The sequence below is a fragment of the Enterobacter sp. EC_64 genome, from assembly GCF_019584165.1.
GTDB classification, from domain to species: Bacteria; Pseudomonadota; Gammaproteobacteria; order Enterobacterales; family Enterobacteriaceae; genus Enterobacter; species Enterobacter roggenkampii.
In genome coordinates, this window is record NZ_VDAS01000029.1 from 16,090 (window position 1) to 36,205 (window position 20,116).

A 20,116-nucleotide genomic window follows, 5' to 3' on the forward strand; every position below is an offset into this window, starting at 1 on the left:
GGAGTCATGATGACCAAAGCGCTAGATTTTACGTCCGGTTACGCTTCACGCCGTCCGCCGATGCTGGGCCATAACGCTGTTGCCACTTCGCAGCCGCTGGCGGCGCAGGCGGGAATGAAGATGCTGCAGCTGGGCGGGAATGCCGTGGATGCGGCCATAGCCGCCGCCATGGCGCTGACGGTGGTCGAGCCGACCGGCAACGGCATCGGCAGCGACGCCTTTGCTATCGTCTGGGACGGTGAAAAGCTGCACGGCCTGAACGCCTCCGGTCGTTCGCCTGCGAGCTGGCACGCGGATCTGTTTGCCGGAAAAACCGCGGTGCCCGAAATCGGCTGGGACGCGGTGACCGTGCCGGGGGCGGTATCCGGCTGGGTCGCCCTGGCGGAACGCTTCGGCACGCTGCCGCTGACCACCCTGGCGCAGCCCGCCATTGACTACGCGCGCAACGGCTTCCCGGTCTCCCCACTGATTGGGCATCTCTGGCAGCGCGGCTATCACAAGCTGAAAGATCAGCCGGGCTTCAGCGCCTGCTTCGCGCCGGAAGGCCGCGCCCCGCGCGTGGGGGAGATCTTCCGTAACCCGGCGCAGGCGAACTCGCTGGAGCTGATTGCGAAAACTAACGGCGACGCCTTTTACCGCGGCGAGCTGGCGCAGAAAATTGCCGCTTTCGCCAAAGAACATGGCGCGCACCTGACGGCTGAGGATCTGGCCAACCATCGCGTGGACTGGGTAAAGCTGCTGTCGCGCGACTTCGCGGGCGGTTCGGTGCAGGAGCTCCCGCCTAACGGTCAGGGGATCGCCACGCTGATTGCGCTCGGCATCCTTGAGCAGTGCGGCATTGAGAAGCATCATCCGGATTCCGTGCAGTCTCTGCATCTGTCCATCGAGGCGATGAAGCTGGCGCTGGCGGATCTCGACCGCTACGTGGCGGACGAAGAACACATGGCCTTCGCGGCAAAAGAGCTGCTGAGCGACCATTATCTGAAGTCGCGCGCGGCGCTGATCAACCACGACTATGCCTCTGATTTTGTCTACGGTTCCCCGACGCAGAGCGGCACGGTCTACATCAGCACCGCGGACGCCAGCGGGATGATGGTCTCGTTTATTCAGTCCAACTATATGGGCTTCGGTTCAGGCATTGTGGTGCCGGATACCGGGATCAGCCTGCAAAACCGGGGCTGCGGCTTTGTGCTGGATCCGAAGCACCCGAACGCGCTGGCGGGCAGCAAGCGCCCGTTCCACACCATCATTCCGGGCTTTGCGATGGACGGCAACGGCCAGCCGCTGATGTCCTTCGGCGTGATGGGCGGCCCGATGCAGGCGCAGGGGCACATGCAGATGGCGCTGCGCATCATGCTGCACGGGCAAAACCCGCAGGCGGCAATCGATGCGCCGCGCTGGCGCGTGGTGCAGGGCAGGGAGGTGATCGTTGAATCGACGTTCGATCGCAACACGATTGCCGCGCTGCGCGAGCGCGGGCATCAGATTGTGGTGGAAGATCCCCTTCAGGATTACAACTTCGGTGGTGCGCAGGTGATTTACCGCCTGCCGGAAGGACACTACGTGGCCGCGACGGAAAGCCGCAAAGACGGGCAGGCGTTGGTGAGTTAAAAGAAGCGAGCAACATTGGTAGGCCGGGTAAGGCGTAGCCGCCACCCGGCTTTTTTTTCACTCAATGCTAAAAGGATCCGCATCCTGCCACGCCGGAAACTTCTCCCGGTACTCCTTCAGCGCCGTCAAGGACAGCTCCGCATCAATACGCGTCGCCTGATGCGGCTCGGCGGTGGCGATAATCTCGCCCTGCGGATTCACCACCCGGCTGTCGCCGCGATAGTGATGCCCGTTGCCGTCCGTCCCCACGCGGTTGCAGCCCACCACGTACGCCTGGTTTTCAATCGCGCGCGCCACGAGCAGCGACTGCCAGTGCAGGGAGCGCGGTGCAGGCCAGTTGGCCACATATAGCGCCAGGTCGTAATCGTTGCGGTTGCGCGACCACACCGGGAAGCGCAGGTCGTAGCAGACCAGCGGCAGAATACGCCAGCCGCGCCACTCGAACACCACGCGTTCGTTACCGGCTTCATAGTGATGGTGCTCATCCGCCATACGGAACAGGTGACGCTTGTCGTAGAAATGCACCTTTCCTTCCGGCTCGACCAGCAGGAAGCGGTTCACCGGGCCGCGCTCCGTTTGCAGCGCGGCGCTACCGGCAATCAGCGCGTTGGTCTGCTGCGCTTTGGCATGCATCCAGGCGACCACCTCCTCCTGCGGCATTGACTGTTTTGCCGCTTCCATGGCGAAGCCGGTGGTGAACATTTCCGGCAGGACAATCACATCACGCCCGGTAATGTCTTCGAGTTGACGATCGAAGTGGCGCAGGTTGGCGGGGCCATCCATCCACACTAAAGGTTGCTGCAAAATAGAAATCTTCAGACCAGGCACGATACAGGCTCCTCAAACGACCACTTTTTGACACTGTAGCACGACATAACGAGAAAATGTGGCAATAAAAAACCCCGCGCGAGGCGGGGTTTAGGTAAGCGAAACGCGTTATGCCGCTTCAGGTTTACGGTGCTTCTCCGGCAGCTTTACCGGCTGCGTCGCCAGCTCGTCCGGTTCGAAATCATCCACGTTAATGCTGCGCAGACGGCTCTCTTCGGCTTTCACCAGCAGAGCGGCCTCATCTTTATTGATAATGCCACCGGCCAGCGCCTGTTTTGCCAGTTCGTCCAGACGGGTAAACGGCAGGTTTTTGCCCAGCTGTTTACAGATCTTCTGGTGAATCGGATCGGCGGCCATCACGTCAAGCAGCGCCTCTTCCAGCAGACCCACCGGGTTATGCGGCGTCGGTGCCAGGTACTGACCGCGGCCGATGCGGGAACGGGTTGCGCTCGGAACCTGCAGGATCTTCGCCAGTTTGTGGTCCAGCTTGTCGGACGGTGCCAGATGGTGACGACCGGTCGGGAAGATCACCACGCGCAGGGCGCCTGCCACGAAGCGGTTCGGGAAGTTCGCCAGCAGATCGTCAATCGCCTGTTCAGCCTGATACAACGCATCCTGCACGCCCCAGTGCACCAGCGGCAGATCCGCTTCCTGACGGCCTTCGTCGTCGTAACGTTTCAGGACCGCAGAGGCCAGGAAGATCTGGCTCAGCACATCGCCCAGACGGGCAGAGATACGTTCGCGACGCTTCAGGCTGCCGCCCAGCACCGCCATGGAAACGTCAGACAGCAGGGCCAGGTTGGCGCTCAGACGGTTCAGATGCTGATAATAACGTTTAGTTGCATCGCCGGTCGGCGTGGCGCTGGTAAGGCCGCGCGTCAGGCCCAGCCAGAAGCTGCGCACCTTGTTGCTGCCCACGTGACCGATATGTTTGAACAGCAGCTTATCGAAGGCATCCACGTCGTTGTTCTGCGCCGCGGCCATCTCTTCCAGCACGTATGGATGGCAGCGAATTGCGCCCTGACCGAAGATCATCATGCTGCGGGTCAGGATGTTTGCCCCTTCCACGGTGATGGCAATCGGTGCGCCCTGATAGCCGCGCGCCAGGAAGTTGCCTTCGCCGAGCATAATGCCTTTACCGCCCGCGATATCCATCGCGTCAATAATTGACTGCTGCGCGCGGTGGGTACAGTGGTACTTCACAATGGCCGACAGTACGGCTGGTTTTTCGCCCAGCATAATGCCGTAGGTAATCAGCGTGGCGGCAGCGTCCATTACGTAGGCGTTGCCCGCGATACGCGCCAGCGGCTCTTCGATACCTTCCATCTTGCCGATGGAGATTTTGAACTGACGGCGGATGTGCGCGTAGGCACCAATCCCCATCGCCACCGACTTCAGACCGCCGGTTGAGTTCGACGGCAGGGTAATGCCGCGGCCCACCGACAGACATTCCACCAGCATACGCCAGCCCTGACCGGCCATTTTTGGACCACCGATGATGTAATCAATCGGCACAAAGATATCCTGGCCGCGGGTTGGACCGTTCTGGAACGGCACGTTCAGCGGGAAGTGACGACGACCAATCTCAACGCCCGGGGTGGAGGTTGGGATCAGCGCACAGGTAATGCCCAGATCTTCTTCGCCGCCCAGCAGTCTTTCCGGGTCAGAGAGCTTAAAGGCCAGACCCAGCACGGTGGCGATAGGGGCCAGCGTGATATAACGCTTGTTCCAGGTCAGGCGCATGCCCAGCACCTGCTCGCCCTGCCACTCGCCCATGCAGACCACGCCGGTATCCGGAATCGCGCCCGCATCGGAGCCTGCTTCCGGGCTGGTCAGCGCGAAGCAAGGAATTTCCTGACCGCGAGCCAGACGCGGCAGGTAATGATCTTTCTGCTCTTCCGTACCGTAATGCTGCAGCAGTTCGCCTGGGCCTAAGGAGTTCGGTACGCCAACGGTGATCGCCAGGATCCCGGAAACGCCTGCCAGCTTTTGCAGCACGCGAGCCTGAGCGTAAGCGGAGAATTCCAGACCGCCGTACTCTTTCTTAATGATCATCGCGAAGAAGCGATGCTCTTTCAGGTAGGCCCACAGCTCTGGCGGCAGGTCGGCCATTTCATGGGTGATGGCAAAGTCGTTCGCCATACGGCAGGCTTCTTCTACCGGGCCGTCAATAAACGCCTGCTCTTCCGCGGTCAGACGCGGCTGCGGGTAGTTATGCAGCTTTTTCCAGTCCGGATTGCCCTGGAACAGGTCGCCTTCCCACCAGGTGGTGCCCGCATCAATCGCTTCTTTTTCAGTACGCGACATGGGCGGCATCACCTTGCGGAAGCCTTTGAACACCGGTGCAGAAATCATTGATTTACGCATCGGGGCAAAGTTAAACGGCAGAAGGATGATGGCAAGAGGGACTAAAAGCCAGATAGTCCAGAGACCTGCGACGCCAAGCGCAGCCGTCCAGGCCAGAAGAATCAGGCTGCTCAGGAATAAACTGACGCGGTGATAGAACAACACACCGAGCAGAACAACGGTTGCGAGAATGCTCAAAATCATCATAAAGAAAAGCTCCCTTGCTTGTAGGAGGTCTGACCACTTGTGATGATATGGTTGTAGTTGATGTTATTTCCTTTAGCAATGTGTTTACAAAATAATTACAACCTGGTTCACATTGTTCGCGTTTTACCCGGCACGAAAAAGCAAAACGCCGGACGTTTCGCATGGCTTTAGCTTCTCGCTTTTCCCGCTATCCGGTACACTCCACTGTGTTATTTCATCAATACTGAAGGATTATCCTCATGTACCAGGATCTTATTCGTAACGAACTGAACGAAGCGGCGGAAACGCTGGCGAACTTTCTGAAAGATGATGCCAATATTCACGCTATTCAGCGCGCGGCGGTCCTGCTGGCCGACAGCTTCAAAGCGGGTGGCAAAGTGCTCTCCTGCGGTAACGGCGGCTCTCACTGTGACGCGATGCACTTCGCAGAAGAGCTGACCGGACGCTATCGCGAAAACCGTCCTGGCTACCCGGCGATTGCGATTTCCGACGTGAGCCACATCTCCTGCGTAGGCAACGACTTCGGTTACGACCACATCTTCTCCCGCTACGTTGAAGCGGTAGGCCGTGAAGGCGACGTGCTGCTGGGGATCTCTACCTCCGGCAACTCCGGCAACGTGATCAAAGCGATTACTGCTGCACGTGAAAAAGGGATGAAAGTCATCACCCTGACGGGCAAAGATGGCGGTAAGATGGACGGTACGGCGGATGTTGAAATTCGCGTTCCGCACTTCGGTTATGCTGACCGCATTCAGGAAATTCACATCAAAGTGATCCACATCCTGATCCAGCTGATCGAAAAAGAGATGGCTAAGTAAGACTTCGCTGGGGGGCGCCGGTGCCCCCCGCTGTTGTGGAGGTGATGTATGTGCGAACTGCTCGGGATGAGCGCCAATGTGCCAACCGATATCTGCTTTAGCTTCACCGGGCTGGTTCAGCGCGGTGGGGGAACCGGGCCGCATAAAGACGGCTGGGGCATCACCTTCTACGAAGGCAAAGGGTGTCGCACGTTCAAAGATCCACAGCCCAGCTTTAACTCACCGATTGCCAAACTGGTGCAGGACTATCCCATCAAGTCCCGCTCGGTGATTGCCCACATTCGCCAGGCCAACCGTGGCGAAGTGGCGCTGGAAAATACCCATCCGTTTACCCGTGAGCTGTGGGGGCGTAACTGGACCTACGCGCACAACGGGCAACTCACGGGCTATAAGTCGCTGGAGACGGGCAATTTCCGCCCGGTAGGCGAAACCGACAGCGAAAAAGCCTTTTGCTGGCTGCTGCACAAGCTGACGGAGCGCTATCCCCGCACGCCAGGCAACATGGCTGCCGTGTTTAAATACATCGCGACGCTGGCGACCGAGCTACGCGAAAAAGGCGTGTTCAACATGCTGCTCTCAGACGGCCGCTATGTGATGGCGTTCTGCTCGACGAATTTGTTCTGGATCACCCGCCGTGCGCCGTTTGGCGTGGCAACGCTGCTCGATCAGGATGTGGAGATAGACTTTCAGAAGGAGACCACACCGAACGATGTGGTCACTGTTATTGCAACGCAGCCGCTGACGGGCAACGAAACCTGGCAAAAGATTATGCCAGGCGAGTGGGTGCTATTTTGTCTCGGGGACCGTGTAATTTGACGCCAGCTGTGGATGGACAACTTCGTGGCTCAGCGGCTTGCTGACCACGTAACGGCCATCCACAACCGAGACAACAGGCGGCTTGTGAGTCTGCTCGAAGTAGTCATAGCCGGGTTTCAGCTGTTTCCAGAAATCCGCGTAGTACGAATACTTGTGACGCGCCATGTTGGCATCCGTCATGCGGAACGGATAGATGCTGACCTGAACGTTTGGCTGACCAAAGACCAACGCGCCGGTGACAAACTGGAAAATCTCATCAATGCCGGAATCGGTCATCGCGTAGCAGCCGATAGACACGCAGGCACCGTGGATCATCAGGTATTTACCTTCATAACCGTGTGCACGGTCATAGGCATTCGGGAAACCGATATTGATGGCTTTATAGAAACGGCTGTCTGGTTTGAGCTGGCTACGCTGAACGTTGTAGAACCCTTCCGGACTTTTGAAATCGCCCTGACGCTGTTTTGGCCCTAATCCACCGGAGTAGTTACAGATTTTGTAGCTATCAAGCAGCTGATACGTCTCACCCATTTTTACAAACAGATCGAGAGTGCGTTCTTCCTTGAAGATCTGAATATAAACCGGCGATCCCATTAACTGCTGTTTATATTCTTTGCTGATCGGCGTCGTTGAGCTATTACTGCTGAGCAGTCCGGCAAACGACATGCACGGAATCAGAAGCATCGCAATGAACAATGCGATTTTACGCATACTACTAGTTCCTTGATAAAACCATGACCAACTTGCCAGGACGGCAAAAGAGACCCGAAATCAGATTATTCTGTTAGGAGCGCTCACATTAGCACCGCTATAGATTTTCGCAAGAGCCGGGCGGTGAGTTTACAAATTAGTTTTACTTTATAAACCATCAAAATCGCGATGGCTCCAGGAACTTTGCGCATTAGCTCGCAATTTGGCGCGCGCGACGGCGGATTCGCTGCCCGCGAGAAGGGGAAAATGTTACACTTCGCGGCCACTGGATTGTTGTTCATGGAAACCTGCTAACCACATGTTTAAAATCAAAAAAGGACTTGATCTGCCGATTGCAGGCGTGCCCGCGCAGCACGTTTCGACAGGCGCAAGTGTCCGTCATGTCGCCATTGTGGGCGACGACTACCTGGGAATGCGTCCTTCGATGTTGGTACAGGAAGGCGATCGCGTGATCAAAGGCCAGGCGCTCTTTGAGGACAAAAAAAATCCCGGCGTGGTGTTTACAGCCCCCGCGAGCGGCACCGTTGTGGCGATCAACCGTGGCGAACGGCGCGTTCTGCAGTCGGTGGTGATCCGCATTGAAGGCGATGAACAGCGTGAATTCGCCCGTTACGATGCCGCAGACCTCGCGTCGCTGAGCCGTGAGGCTGTTCAGGCTCAGCTTCTGGCGTCCGGTTTATGGACCGCGCTTCGCACGCGTCCCTTCAGTAAATCCCCGGTTCCCGGCACGGAACCGGCCGCGATTTTCGTCACCGCAATGGATACCAACCCGCTCAGCGTGGATCCGCAGCCGGTTATTCTGGCACAGCGCAAAGCCTTTGATGCCGGGCTTACCGTTTTAACCCGTCTGACGTCGGGAAAAGTCCACGTTTGCCAGGCCGGTGGCGGCAAGCTTGGCGGTCATCCTCAGGGGCAGGTCACGTTTAATGAGTTTGCTGGCCCGCATCCGGCGGGTCTGGTCGGGACGCACATCCATTTCCTTGAGCCGGTGAGCCTGGCGAAACAGGTCTGGCATCTTAATTATCAGGACGTCATCGCCATCGGTACGCTCTTCACCTCAGGAGAGCTGTGCGCGGAACGCATCATCGCCATCGGTGGGCCGCAGGCTGCAAACCCGCGTCTGGTGAAGACGCTGATTGGCGCGGATATCAATGAACTGCTGAACGAAGAAACCAAGGCAGGCGAAAACCGGCTGATTTCCGGTTCGGTCCTCAGTGGCCGCCATGCCGTGCAGGCGCACGCCTATCTGGGACGTTTCCATTTGCAGGTCAGCATTGTGCAGGAAGGCCGCGAGAAAGAGCTGTTCGGCTGGGTGCTGCCCGGTGCGGAAAAATACTCCGTCACCCGTACCACGCTGGGGCACTTCCTGCGTAATAAGCTGTTTAGCTTCTCGACCAGTACGCACGGCGGCGAGCGCGCTATGGTCCCGATTGGCAACTACGAGCGCGTCATGCCGCTGGATATTCTGCCGACCATGCTGTTGCGCGATCTGCTCGCTGGCGATACCGACAGCGCGCAGGCGCTGGGCTGTCTGGAACTGGACGAAGAAGATCTGGCGCTCTGTACCTATGTCTGTCCGGGAAAATACGAATATGGACCGGTATTGCGCGAGGTGTTAACCCGCATTGAGCAGGAAGGATAACCGATGGGCTTAAAACACCTCTTTGAAAAAATTGAGCCGCACTTTACCGAAGGGAAGCTCAAAAAGTACTACCCGCTGTATGAAGCCACGGCGACCATTTTCTACACGCCGGGGCTGGTGACGAAAGGAGCGGCGCACGTCCGTGACGCCATCGACCTTAAGCGGATGATGATCCTGGTGTGGTTTGCGGTCTTCCCGGCGATGTTCTGGGGGATGTACAACGTCGGTCTGCAGACCATTCCGGCGCTGCACCACATGTACGATGCACAGCAGCTGGCGCAGGTGCTTCAGTCTGACTGGCACTACCGTCTGGCCCAGTCGTTAGGGGTGAGCTTTGCGCCAGACGCGGGCTGGGTGAGCATGATGACGCTGGGGGCGGTATTCTTCCTGCCGATTTACATCACGGTCTTTATCGTGGGCGGCTTCTGGGAAGTGCTGTTTGCCATCATCCGTAAACATGAGATCAACGAAGGCTTCTTCGTGACCTCTATTCTGTTTGCCCTGATTGTTCCCCCGACGCTACCGCTCTGGCAGGCAGCGCTGGGCATCAGCTTTGGCGTGGTCATTGCCAAAGAGATCTTCGGCGGCACCGGGCGGAACTTCCTTAACCCGGCGCTGGCGGGGCGTGCGTTCCTCTTCTTTGCCTATCCGGCGCAAATCTCCGGCGACCTGGTCTGGACGGCGGCTGACGGTTTTTCCGGCGCGACGCCGCTTTCACAGTGGGCGGCACACGGCGGCGAAACGCTGGTGAACAACGCGACGGGTCAGCCTGTGACCTGGTTTGATGCCTTTATTGGCAACATTCCGGGTTCCATTGGTGAAGTTTCAACGCTGATGATTTTGATTGGTGGGGCGATCATCCTGTTTGGGCGCGTGGCCTCCTGGCGAATTGTGGCGGGCGTGATGATCGGCATGGTGCTGACCGCCACGATGTTCAACGTTATCGGTTCGACCACCAACCCAATGTTCTCCATGCCCTGGTACTGGCATCTGGTACTGGGTGGCTTCGCGTTTGGCATGATGTTCATGGCAACCGACCCCGTCTCTGCCTCGTTTACGGACAAAGGTAAATGGAGCTATGGCGTGCTCATTGGCGCGATGTGTGTCCTGATCCGCGTGGTCAACCCGGCGTACCCGGAAGGAATGATGCTGGCCATTCTGTTTGCCAACCTGTTTGCGCCACTCTTCGATTACCTGGTGGTGCGGGCCAACATTAAGCGGAGGAAGGCGCGTGGCTGAAGTTAAAAATAACGACAGTATCAGCAAAACGCTGCTGGTGGTGCTGGTGCTCTGTCTGGTCTGTTCGATTGTCGTGGCCGGCTCTGCCGTGGGGTTAAAACCCCTGCAGCAGGCGCAACGTGCGCTGGATAAACAGCGCAACATACTGGCCGTGGCCGGGTTGATGCAGGAAGGGATGAGTGCAGACGACGTCTCGGCGGTATTTGCGGAGCGTATTTCACCGCGTCTGGTGGATTTGAAAACCGGCCAGCTGTTGGATAAAGATCCGGCGAAGTATAACCAGGCGCTGGCGCTGAAAGATCCGCAGATGAGCCTGACGCTCGAGGCATCGCAAGATCCCGCCGGGATTAAGCGCCGCAGCAATCTCGCCGAAATTTATCTGGTGCGTGACCCCCAAAAACGCATTCAGGAAGTGGTGCTTCCTGTCTACGGCAACGGCCTGTGGTCAATGATGTATGCCTTTGTGGCGCTTGATACGGATGGCCGTACCGTAAAAGGCATTACGTATTACGACCAGGGCGAAACGCCGGGGCTGGGTGGCGAAGTCGAAAACCCGAACTGGCGGGCACAGTTTATCGGTAAGAAAGTGCTCGACGATAACGGTCTGCCTGCGCTGAAGGTGATGAAAGGGGCGGCACGTCCCGGTGACGACTACGCCGTCGACGGGCTGTCCGGCGCCACGCTCACCTCCAAAGGCGTGCAGCACAGTTTTGATTTCTGGATGGGCGAGCTGGGTTTTGGTCCTTTCCTGAAAAACGTACGTGAAGGAGCGCTGAACAATGGCTGATACCGGTGAACTGAAAGAAGTCAAAAAGGTGCTCATTGGCCCACTGCTGGCCAATAACCCGATTACGCTGCAGGTGCTGGGCGTCTGTTCAGCCCTGGCGGTGACGACCAAGCTGGAAACGGCGGTGGTGATGACGCTGGCGGTCACGCTGGTCACGGCATTTTCGAGCATGTTTATCTCGATGATCCGCCACCACATTCCCAACAGCGTGAGGATCATCGTGCAGATGGCGATCATCGCCTCGCTGGTGATCGTGGTCGATCAGCTGCTGCGCGCCTTCGCCTATGAAACCTCCAAACAGCTCTCGGTGTTTGTCGGGCTGATCATCACCAACTGTATTGTGATGGGGCGTGCGGAAGCCTACGCCATGAAAATGCCGCCGCTGGCGAGTTTTATGGACGGTATCGGTAACGGCCTCGGCTACGGTGTGATCCTGCTGACCGTTGGCTTCCTGCGTGAGCTCATTGGCAGCGGTAAGCTGTTTGGCATCACGGTGCTGGACACGGTGCAAAACGGTGGATGGTATCTGCCAAACGGCCTGTTCCTGCTGGCTCCCAGCGCATTTTTCATTATCGGTTTGTTGATCTGGCTGATTCGTACCTTGAGACCAGAACAGCAGGAAAAGGAGTAACCGACGATGGCTCATTACCTGAGTTTGTTTGTGCGCGCGGTGTTTGTTGAAAACATGGCGCTCGCGTTTTTCCTCGGCATGTGTACGTTCCTTGCGGTGTCCAAAAAAGTGTCGACGGCATTTGGGCTGGGTATCGCGGTCACCGTGGTGCTTGGCTTATCTGTACCGATTAACAATCTGGTCTACAACTTTGTGCTGCGGGACGGCGCGCTGGTGGAAGGGGTTGACCTCAGCTTCCTGAACTTCATCACCTTTATTGGCGTGATTGCCGCGCTGGTGCAAATCCTGGAGATGATCCTCGATAAGTACTTCCCGTCGCTCTACAACGCGCTGGGGATCTTCCTGCCGCTGATCGCGGTGAACTGCGCCATCTTCGGCGGCGTCTCGTTTATGGTTCAGCGTGATTACAACTTCAGTGAATCCGTGGTGTACGGTTTCGGCTCCGGCATCGGGTGGATGCTGGCGATTGTCACCATGGCGGGGATCCGCGAAAAAATGAAATATGCCAACGTGCCTGCAGGCCTGCGTGGCTTAGGGATCACCTTTATTACCACCGGGTTGATGGCACTGGGCTTTATGTCCTTCTCCGGCGTGCAGCTATAAGGGCTTACAGATGGAAATTATTCTTGGCGTGGTGATGTTCACGCTGATTGTACTGGTGCTGTCAGGGCTCATTCTGGCGGCGCGGGCGAAGCTGGTGAATTCCGGCGACGTGGTGATTGATATTAACGACGATCCGCAGAATCAGATCCGCACGCCTGCGGGAGATAAACTGCTCAACACGCTCTCCGGTAACGGAATTTTTGTCTCCTCGGCCTGCGGCGGCGGCGGCTCCTGCGGACAGTGCCGCGTGACGGTAAAAGAGGGTGGCGGCGATATTCTGCCCACCGAGCTGTCGCATATCACAAAGCGTGAGGCAAAAGAGGGCTGCCGTCTGGCCTGTCAGGTCGCAGTGCGTCAGAACATGAAGATTGAACTGCCGGAAGAGATTTTTGGCGTCAAAAAATGGGAATGTGAGGTTATCTCTAATGATAACAAAGCTACCTTTATCAAAGAGCTGAAGCTGCGGGTGCCGGAAGGGGAAGATGTCCCGTTCCGCGCCGGAGGATACATTCAGATTGAGTGCCCTGAGCATACCGTGGCGTATGCGGACTTTGACGTTCCGCAGGCGTACCGCGCCGACTGGGACAAATTCAATCTCTTCCGCTTTGTATCAGAGGTGAAAGAGCCGACGCTGCGCGCCTACTCGATGGCCAACTACCCGGAAGAGAAGGGCATTATCATGCTCAACGTGCGTATCGCCACGCCGCCACCGAATGTGCCGGATGCGCCGCCGGGCGTGATGTCATCATACATCTGGTCCCTGAAGCCGGGCGATAAGGTGACCATCTCCGGCCCGTTCGGGGAGTTCTTCGCGAAAGATACCGACGCGGAAATGGTCTTTATCGGCGGCGGTGCCGGCATGGCCCCGATGCGCTCGCACATCTTTGACCAGCTCAAGCGGCTCGGCAGCAAGCGTAAAATCAGCTTCTGGTACGGGGCGCGTTCGCTGCGTGAGATGTTCTACGATGATGAGTTTGAACAGCTGGCGCGTGAAAACCCGAACTTTACCTTCCACGTGGCGCTCTCCGATCCGCAGCCGGAAGATAACTGGACGGGCTATACGGGGTTCATCCACAACGTGCTGTATGAAAACTACCTTAAACAGCACCCGGCTCCCGAGGACTGCGAGTTCTATATGTGTGGTCCGCCGATGATGAACGCCGCCGTGATTAAGATGCTGAAAGATCTCGGCGTCGAAGATGAGAACATCATGCTCGATGACTTTGGAGGCTGATGATGCTGACGTTTCTGGCAACCTTTGTGGTTTTTGTACTTGTCATCTTTGGCATGTCTTTAGGCTGGATCGTTAAGCGGAAAAGCATTCAGGGCAGCTGCGGCGGTATTTCCTCCATTGGCATGGAGAAGGTCTGCGACTGCCCGGAACCGTGCGACGCCCGCAAAAAACGCATGGCGCGCGAGCAGCAGCGCATTATTTAAGTTTTTGTCGGCCGGGTAAGGCAACGCCGCCACCCGGCATTCTTACATCTGCTTCTCAACCCTCATTTATTTACTGTATACTTATCCAGTTATGAGTGAGGGCTTACTATGCGCAAAATAATCCATGTTGATATGGACTGCTTTTTTGCCGCAGTGGAGATGCGAGACAACCCGGCGCTGCGGGATATTCCCATCGCCATTGGCGGCAGCCGCGTTCAGCGTGGTGTTATCAGCACCGCCAACTACCCTGCGCGCAAATTTGGCGTGCGTAGCGCCATGCCGACGGCGATGGCCTTAAAGCTTTGCCCTCATCTCACGCTTCTGCCCGGGCGGTTCGACGCCTATAAAGAGGCTTCCCTTCATATTCGGGAAATCTTCTCCCGCTATACCTCTTTGATAGAACCGCTGTCGCTGGACGAAGCCTATCTGGATGTGACCGACAGTGTGCATTGCCACGGCTCCGCCACGCTGATGGCGCAGGAGATCCGCCAGACGATTTTCAACGAGCTGAATCTGACGGCATCTGCGGGGGTTGCGCCCGTTAAATTCCTTGCCAAAATCGCTTCGGATTTAAATAAGCCCAACGGCCAGTACGTCATTACGCCGGAAGAGGTGCCTGCATTTTTAAAAACGCTGCCGCTCGGCAAAATCCCCGGCGTCGGGAAAGTCTCCGCCGCAAAGCTGGAAAGCATGGGGTTACGCACCTGCGAAGACGTGCAGCGAAGCGACCTCGCCATGCTGCTCAAGCGCTTCGGGAAGTTTGGCCGCGTGCTGTGGGAGCGCAGCCAGGGGATTGACGATCGCGATGTGAACAGCGAACGGCTGCGGAAATCCGTCGGCGTCGAGCGAACCCTCATTGAAGATATTCATGACTGGTCCGAATGCGAAACCATTATCACGGAACAGCTTTATCCTGAGCTGGAACGACGCTTAAGCAAGCTAAAACCGGACCTGCTGATTGCCCGTCAGGGCATCAAGCTCAAATTCAACGATTTTCAGCAGACCACGCAGGAACATGTCTGGCCGCGTCTGAATAAAGACGATCTTATCGCGACGGCAAAAAAGGCATGGGAAGAGCGACGAGGAGGGCGAGGGGTGAGGCTGGTGGGATTGCACGTCACGCTGCTGGATCCGCAGTTAGAGCGACAGCTGGTATTAGGATTGTAAAAAAGCCCGGTGCGCTACGCTTACCGGGCCTGGGTTTTTCACCCTCTCGCTGTGGGAGAGGGCTGGGATGAGGGTATTACTTAACTGGGATCGCCTTAAGCAGCTCAGTCAGCAGCGTCCAGTAGTGACCGACGCTTTCGATATGAACCTGCTCATCCGGCGAGTGCGGACCGGTAATAGTCGGCCCGATAGATACCATGTCCATATTCGGATACGGTTTCTTGAACAGACCGCATTCCAGACCCGCGTGGATCACCTGAATATTCGGCGTGCTGTTGAACAGACGCTGGTAGGTTTCACGCACCAGTGCCATCACCGGAGAGCTCGCATCCGGCTGCCAGCCCGGGTAGCTGCCTTTGGCGGAGGTTTTTGCGCCCGCCAGCGTGCCCAGAGATTCCAGCATGCTCACCACATACTCTTTACCGCTGTCGATAAGGGAGCGGATCAGGCAGATGATCTCCGCGCTGTCGTCGCTCATGGTCACCACGCCCACGTTCAGTGAGGTTTCCACTACGCCTTTCGCCACGTCAGAGTTGCGGATTACGCCGTTTGGCGTCGCGTTCAGCAGCTGAACGAAGGTGTCACGAGACTGCACGGTCAGCGCGGCTTTATCCGTGGAGACGGATTCCAGCACCACGGTCAGGTTCTTCTCTTTCGCCGACAGTTCGTTTTTCAGGATATCCAGGTACACGGTGGAGAGTTTTTTCAGCTCGTCGGCTTTTGCCGCTGGTACCGCTACGGTGGCGAAGGCTTCGCGCGGGATCGCGTTGCGCAGGGTACCGCCGTTGAAGTCTACCAGACGCAGATCCAGCTCGGCCGCATGGCCTGCCAGGAAGCGTGCCAGCAACTTGTTGGCGTTACCCAGACCCAGATGAATATCACCGCCGGAGTGGCCGCCTTTCAGCCCTTTCAGCGTCAGCTTGAAGGTCTGGAAACCGGCAGGAATCGCTTCGCGTGACAGCGGCAGGGTAGAGATGAAATCAATCCCGCCCGCGCAGCCCATGTAGATCTCGCCTTCTTCTTCGGAGTCGGTGTTGATCAGGATATCCGCCTGCAGCCAGTTCGCCTGCAGACCGAACGCCCCGTCCATGCCCGCTTCTTCGGTCATGGTCAGCAGCACTTCCAGTGGACCGTGCTCAACGCTGTCGTCAGCCAGCACGGCCAGCGCAGAGGCCATACCGATGCCGTTATCCGCACCCAGGGTGGTGCCGCGCGCTTTCACCCAGTCGCCGTCGATGTACGGCTGAATCGGGTCTTTGGTGAAGTCGTGAACGGTGTCGTTGTTCTTCTGTGGCACCATGTCCAGGTGCGCCTGCAGCACAACCGGTTTACGGTTTTCCATGCCTGCGGTGGCGGGTTTGCGGATCAGAATGTTGCCAACCTGGTCACGTTCCGCATGCAGACCTTTTTCCTTCGCCCAACCCATAATATGTTCGGCAAGCTGTTCTTCATGGTAGGAAGGGTGTGGAATGGAGCAGATTTTGGCAAAAATATCCCACAGCGGCTGCGGAGATAGTTGAGACAGTTCAGACACGATAAGTCTCCTTGTCGAGGCGCTGCAAACAGGGTTGCAGGTCACAGGGTTAGCAGGTTAATAGTTACCACAAGTCAGGCTTGCGAGATGAAACTGAGAATACCACTTTCTCTGCTGGCTGGTAGCATAAAGCATGTAAAAACTCAGGCAGAGGGCGCTAAACACTGGTTTTTAGTGCGTCAGATCTCTATAATCTCGCGCAACCTATTTCCCCCTCGAACACTTTTTAAGCCGTATAAAAACAGGCTGGGACACTTCACATGAGCGAAAAATACGTCGTCACCTGGGACATGTTGCAGATTCACGCACGCAAACTGGCTGCGCGTCTGATGCCTTCCGAACAGTGGAAAGGCATTATTGCCGTCAGCCGTGGCGGTCTGGTACCGGGGGCGCTGCTGGCACGTGAGCTGGGTATTCGTCATGTCGATACCGTTTGCATCTCCAGCTATGACCATGACAACCAGCGCGAGCTGAAAGTGCTGAAACGCGCGGAAGGCGACGGTGAAGGCTTCATCGTTATTGATGACCTGGTGGATACCGGCGGTACCGCGGTGGCTATCCGTGAAATGTATCCGAAAGCACATTTCGTCACTATCTTCGCGAAGCCTGCTGGCCGCCCGCTGGTTGACGATTACGTGATTGATATTCCGCAGGATACCTGGATTGAACAACCATGGGATATGGGCGTGGTCTTCGTACCGCCGATTTCAGGCCGTTAATACCAGTACGTAACTTTACACGCCCGGCTATGCCGGGCGTTGTTCTTTTTGGCCTGCCACGCGTTACAATAGTCTTCATATGACGTATTCATGGAGGCAACGCAATGACGCAGGCGAATCTCACCGAGACACTTTTCAAACCCCGTTTCAAACACCCTGAAACGTCGACGCTGGTGCGTCGCTTTAATCCGGGGACCCAGCCTGCCGTCCAGTCCGCGTTAGACGGTAAAAACGTGCCCCATTGGTATCGTATGATTAACCGCCTGATGTGGATCTGGCGCGGTATCGACCCCCGTGAAATCCTTGATGTGCAGGCACGTATCGTGATGAGTGAAGCCGAGCGTACCGACAGCGAACTCTATGATACGGTGGTGGGCTACCGTGGCGGAAACTGGATCTACGAGTGGTCTAAACAGGCGATGCTCTGGCAGCAAAAAGCCAGCCAGGAAGAGGATGCCACGTGCAGCGGCAAACACTGGCTGCATGCGGCCAACCTCTATGCCATTGCCGCGTATCCACATCTGAAAGGCGATGAGCTGGCTGAACAGGCGCAGGCGCTGGCCAATCGCGCCTACGAAGAGGCGGCTCAACGCCTGCCGGGCCAGATGCGCGAGCTTGAGTTCGCTGTTCCGGGCGGGGCGCCCGTTACCGGGTTCCTGCATATGCCTGAAGGTGAAGGCCCGTTCCCGACCGTGCTGATGTGCGGCGGGCTGGACTCTCTGCAAATTGACTATTACAGCCTGTATGAGCGCTACTTCGCACCAAAAGGGATCGCGATGCTGACGCTGGATATGCCCTCAATTGGCTTCTCCTCCAAATGGAAACTGACTCAGGATTCCAGCCTGCTGCACCAGCATGCGCTAAAAGCGCTGGAAAACATTCCGTGGGTTGACCACACCCGCGTGGCGGCATTCGGCTTCCGCTTTGGCGCAAACGTCGCGGTGCGTCTGGCTTACCTTGAATCCTCCCGCCTGAAAGCTGTCGCCTGCCTTGGACCGGTCGTTCACGCCCTGCTCAGCGATCCCGCACGCCAGGGGAGCGTGCCCGAAATGTACCTTGATGTGCTGGCCAGCCGTCTTGGCATGCATGATGCATCAGACGAAGCGCTGCGCGTTGAGCTCAATCGCTACTCGTTAAAAACGCAAGGGTTGTTGGGACGTCGCTGCCCGACGCCGATGCTGTCGGGGTTCTGGAAAAACGATCCGTTCAGTCCGGAAGAAGAGTCGCGCTTAATCACGTCGTCATCTGCGGATGGCAAACTGCTTGAGGTGCCGTTCAGCCCGGTCTATCAGAATTTCGATAAAGCTCTGAAGGAGATTACGCGCTGGATCGCTCAGAGATTGTGTTAATAGATTGCTAAATTTCGCTGGTTTGGTAAAACAGTGGCTTCACAAAAGGAGATCGCAATGACGTTACCGAGTGGACACCCGAAAAGTAGATTGATTAAGAAGTTCATGGCTCTTGGCCCGTATATTCGAGAAGAGCAGTGTGAAGAGAATCGCTTTTTTTTCGACTGCCTGGCTGTATGCGTCAACGTGAAGCCTGCACCCGAAAAACGTGAATTCTGGGGCTGGTGGATGGAAATGGAAGCAGAGGAAAAACGCTTTACGTATAGCTACCAGTTTGGCCTGTTTAATAAAGACGGTAACTGGCAGGCCACCACCATTAAAGATCAGGAAGTGATCGATCGCCTGGAATATACCCTGAAAGAGTTTCACGACAAAGCGAGCGCACTGCTGGCCACCCTGGACCTTAAGTTCGAGCCAGCGGATGACTTTTCCAGCGAAGCGGTGAAGCTGACTGCCTGATAGCGTCACAGCGCCGGGTAGCGGCTTCGCCTTACCCGGCCTACAAAATGCACTATCCCGTAGGCCCGGTAAGCGCAGCGCCACCGGGCAAAAAAAATCCCGGCTTATCTGCCGGGATTTTCTTATTCGGATAATCTTAGAACTGGTAGGTCATACCCAGGGCAACGATATCATCGCTGCTCACGCCCAGTTTATTATCGTCGTCAATCTGGTTAATTTTATAATCAACAAACGCGGACATATTTTTGTTGAAGTAATAGGTCGCGCCAACGTCAATATATTTCACCAGATCTTCGTCACCAATACCTTCGATATCTTTGCCTTTAGACTGGACATAACCCAGGGACGGACGCAGACCGAAGTCGAACTGATATTGTGCGACGACTTCAAAGTTCTGTGCCTTATTGGCAAATCCGCCAGAAATTGGCGTCATATTGCGGGTTTCTGAATACATCGCTGCCAGATAAATATCGTTCGCGTCATATTTCAGACCGGTAGCCCAGGCTTCGGCTTTCTGCCCCTGACCACGCGCCAGCAGGTTCTGCGCGTTGGTGCGGTCAGAGTTAGTGTAAGCACCGCTGACGGCAAAATCGCTGCCGCCGAAGTCATAGCTCAGAGAGGTACCAAAACCGTCACCGTTCTGCTTCTTGGCGTCACGGTTTTCGTTTTTACCCTGGTACTGCAGGGTCATGTCCAGGCCGTCAACCGCGCCGAAGAAGTCGGTGTTGCGGTAGGTGGCAAGACCGGTCGCACGCTTGGTCATGAAGTTATCGGTCTGCGCGGAAGAGTCGCCGCCGAACTCAGGGAACATGTCGGTCCATGCTTCGACGTCATACAGCGCACCCAGGTTACGACCGTAATCCAGAGAGCCAAAGTTTTTCAGCTTCAGGCCCGCGAACGCCAGACGGGTTTTCTGAGAGGAGTCGCTCTCGGCTTTGTTACCCGCAAATTCAGATTCCCAACGACCATAGCCCGTCAGCTGATCGTTAATCTGGGTTTCGCCTTTAAAACCGAAACGAACGTAAGTCTGATCGCCATCTTTGGTGGCATCATCGCTGATGTAGTGCATGGCTTTCACTTTGCCGTACACGTCCAGCTTATTACCATCTTTATTATAAACTTCAGCTGCGTGAACGGATGCAGAAGCCACTACGCCCATAACCATTAATGCCAGAGTGCTCTTTTTCATTTTCGATCCTGTCTTATAAACGC

General features: G+C 56.6%; 19 protein-coding genes. 14 read left to right on the plus strand and 5 right to left on the minus strand.

Annotation, left to right across the window (positions count from 1 at the left end):
- The first annotated feature begins 9 nt into the window (after positions 1-9).
- Positions 10-1,611: a gamma-glutamyltransferase family protein gene (locus FHC52_RS19125; protein WP_126289663.1), complete on the plus strand. Its 1,602-nt coding sequence runs from the start codon at positions 10-12 to the stop codon at positions 1,609-1,611.
- A gap of 57 nt (positions 1,612-1,668) precedes the next feature.
- On the opposite strand, the gene FHC52_RS19130 is transcribed toward FHC52_RS19125, so the two are convergent.
- Both FHC52_RS19130 and fadE read right to left on the minus strand, forming a co-directional pair.
- The gene (locus FHC52_RS19130; protein ID WP_008500265.1) at positions 1,669-2,439 is read right to left on the minus strand and encodes an amidohydrolase; all 771 of its coding nucleotides are present in this window, start codon (positions 2,437-2,439) and stop codon (positions 1,669-1,671) included.
- A gap of 108 nt (positions 2,440-2,547) precedes the next feature.
- Positions 2,548-4,992 carry an acyl-CoA dehydrogenase FadE gene (gene fadE / locus FHC52_RS19135; RefSeq protein WP_220420206.1) on the minus strand — a complete coding sequence of 815 codons (2,445 nt, stop codon included), beginning with the start codon at positions 4,990-4,992 and terminating at the stop codon, positions 2,548-2,550.
- Positions 4,993-5,231: 239 nt separating this feature from the next.
- Between fadE and lpcA the strand changes: the two genes are divergently transcribed.
- Together lpcA and FHC52_RS19145 are read left to right on the plus strand one after the other, a co-directional pair.
- Entirely contained in the window at positions 5,232-5,810 is a 579-nt protein-coding gene (gene lpcA / locus FHC52_RS19140) for a D-sedoheptulose 7-phosphate isomerase (RefSeq protein ID WP_008500263.1), read from the plus strand.
- Between the two features lie 48 nt (positions 5,811-5,858).
- Entirely contained in the window at positions 5,859-6,626 is a 768-nt protein-coding gene (locus FHC52_RS19145) for a class II glutamine amidotransferase (RefSeq protein ID WP_008500262.1), read from the plus strand.
- Here the strand turns inward: FHC52_RS19145 and dpaA are convergent.
- A complete protein-coding gene (dpaA, locus tag FHC52_RS19150) occupies positions 6,597-7,337 on the minus strand; it encodes a peptidoglycan meso-diaminopimelic acid protein amidase (protein WP_008500261.1) in 741 nt (246 codons plus the stop codon). The genes FHC52_RS19145 and dpaA overlap by 30 nt on opposite strands.
- 298 nt (positions 7,338-7,635) lie before the next feature.
- On the opposite strand from dpaA, the gene FHC52_RS19155 reads away from it, so the two are divergent.
- The 8 genes from FHC52_RS19155 to dinB all read left to right on the plus strand — a co-directional run bounded on the left by FHC52_RS19155 (position 7,636) and on the right by dinB (position 14,843).
- Entirely contained in the window at positions 7,636-8,979 is a 1,344-nt protein-coding gene (locus FHC52_RS19155) for a Na(+)-translocating NADH-quinone reductase subunit A (RefSeq protein WP_220420207.1), read from the plus strand.
- 3 nt (positions 8,980-8,982) lie between these two features.
- Positions 8,983-10,218, plus strand: a complete 1,236-nt coding sequence (locus tag FHC52_RS19160; RefSeq protein ID WP_008500258.1) for an NADH:ubiquinone reductase (Na(+)-transporting) subunit B — start codon at positions 8,983-8,985, stop codon at positions 10,216-10,218.
- A complete protein-coding gene (locus FHC52_RS19165) occupies positions 10,211-11,005 on the plus strand; it encodes a Na(+)-translocating NADH-quinone reductase subunit C (RefSeq protein ID WP_023293210.1) in 795 nt (264 codons plus the stop codon). The genes FHC52_RS19160 and FHC52_RS19165 overlap by 8 nt, the downstream gene beginning before the upstream one ends.
- A complete protein-coding gene (locus FHC52_RS19170) occupies positions 10,998-11,636 on the plus strand; it encodes an NADH:ubiquinone reductase (Na(+)-transporting) subunit D (RefSeq protein ID WP_008500256.1) in 639 nt (212 codons plus the stop codon). The genes FHC52_RS19165 and FHC52_RS19170 overlap by 8 nt, the downstream gene beginning before the upstream one ends.
- Before the next feature lie 6 nt (positions 11,637-11,642).
- The gene (nqrE, locus tag FHC52_RS19175) at positions 11,643-12,239 is read left to right on the plus strand and encodes an NADH:ubiquinone reductase (Na(+)-transporting) subunit E (RefSeq protein ID WP_008500255.1); all 597 of its coding nucleotides are present in this window, start codon (positions 11,643-11,645) and stop codon (positions 12,237-12,239) included.
- Between the two features lie 10 nt (positions 12,240-12,249).
- The gene (nqrF, locus tag FHC52_RS19180) at positions 12,250-13,473 is read left to right on the plus strand and encodes an NADH:ubiquinone reductase (Na(+)-transporting) subunit F (protein ID WP_008500254.1); all 1,224 of its coding nucleotides are present in this window, start codon (positions 12,250-12,252) and stop codon (positions 13,471-13,473) included.
- On the plus strand, positions 13,473-13,676 hold the full coding sequence (gene nqrM, locus FHC52_RS19185) for a (Na+)-NQR maturation NqrM (RefSeq protein WP_023615899.1): 204 nt from the start codon (positions 13,473-13,475) through the stop codon (positions 13,674-13,676). The genes nqrF and nqrM overlap by 1 nt, the downstream gene beginning before the upstream one ends.
- A gap of 108 nt (positions 13,677-13,784) precedes the next feature.
- Positions 13,785-14,843, plus strand: a complete 1,059-nt coding sequence (gene dinB / locus FHC52_RS19190) for a DNA polymerase IV (RefSeq protein WP_023293207.1) — start codon at positions 13,785-13,787, stop codon at positions 14,841-14,843.
- A gap of 76 nt (positions 14,844-14,919) precedes the next feature.
- On the opposite strand, the gene pepD is transcribed toward dinB, so the two are convergent.
- Positions 14,920-16,377: a cytosol nonspecific dipeptidase gene (pepD, locus tag FHC52_RS19195; RefSeq protein ID WP_008500251.1), complete on the minus strand. Its 1,458-nt coding sequence runs from the start codon at positions 16,375-16,377 to the stop codon at positions 14,920-14,922.
- Positions 16,378-16,637: 260 nt separating this feature from the next.
- On the opposite strand from pepD, the gene gpt reads away from it, so the two are divergent.
- From gpt to crl, 3 genes are all read left to right on the plus strand, one after another.
- On the plus strand, positions 16,638-17,096 hold the full coding sequence (gene gpt / locus FHC52_RS19200) for a xanthine phosphoribosyltransferase (RefSeq protein WP_003863205.1): 459 nt from the start codon (positions 16,638-16,640) through the stop codon (positions 17,094-17,096).
- Between the two features lie 104 nt (positions 17,097-17,200).
- Positions 17,201-18,445, plus strand: coding sequence for an esterase FrsA (frsA, locus tag FHC52_RS19205; protein ID WP_032674213.1), 1,245 nt, complete (start codon positions 17,201-17,203; stop codon positions 18,443-18,445).
- Positions 18,446-18,502: 57 nt separating this feature from the next.
- Positions 18,503-18,904 carry a sigma factor-binding protein Crl gene (gene crl / locus FHC52_RS19210; RefSeq protein WP_008500249.1) on the plus strand — a complete coding sequence of 134 codons (402 nt, stop codon included), beginning with the start codon at positions 18,503-18,505 and terminating at the stop codon, positions 18,902-18,904.
- Positions 18,905-19,040: 136 nt separating this feature from the next.
- On the opposite strand, the gene phoE is transcribed toward crl, so the two are convergent.
- Positions 19,041-20,093, minus strand: a complete 1,053-nt coding sequence (phoE, locus tag FHC52_RS19215; RefSeq protein WP_008501878.1) for a phosphoporin PhoE — start codon at positions 20,091-20,093, stop codon at positions 19,041-19,043.
- Between the last annotated feature and the right edge of the window lie 23 nt (positions 20,094-20,116).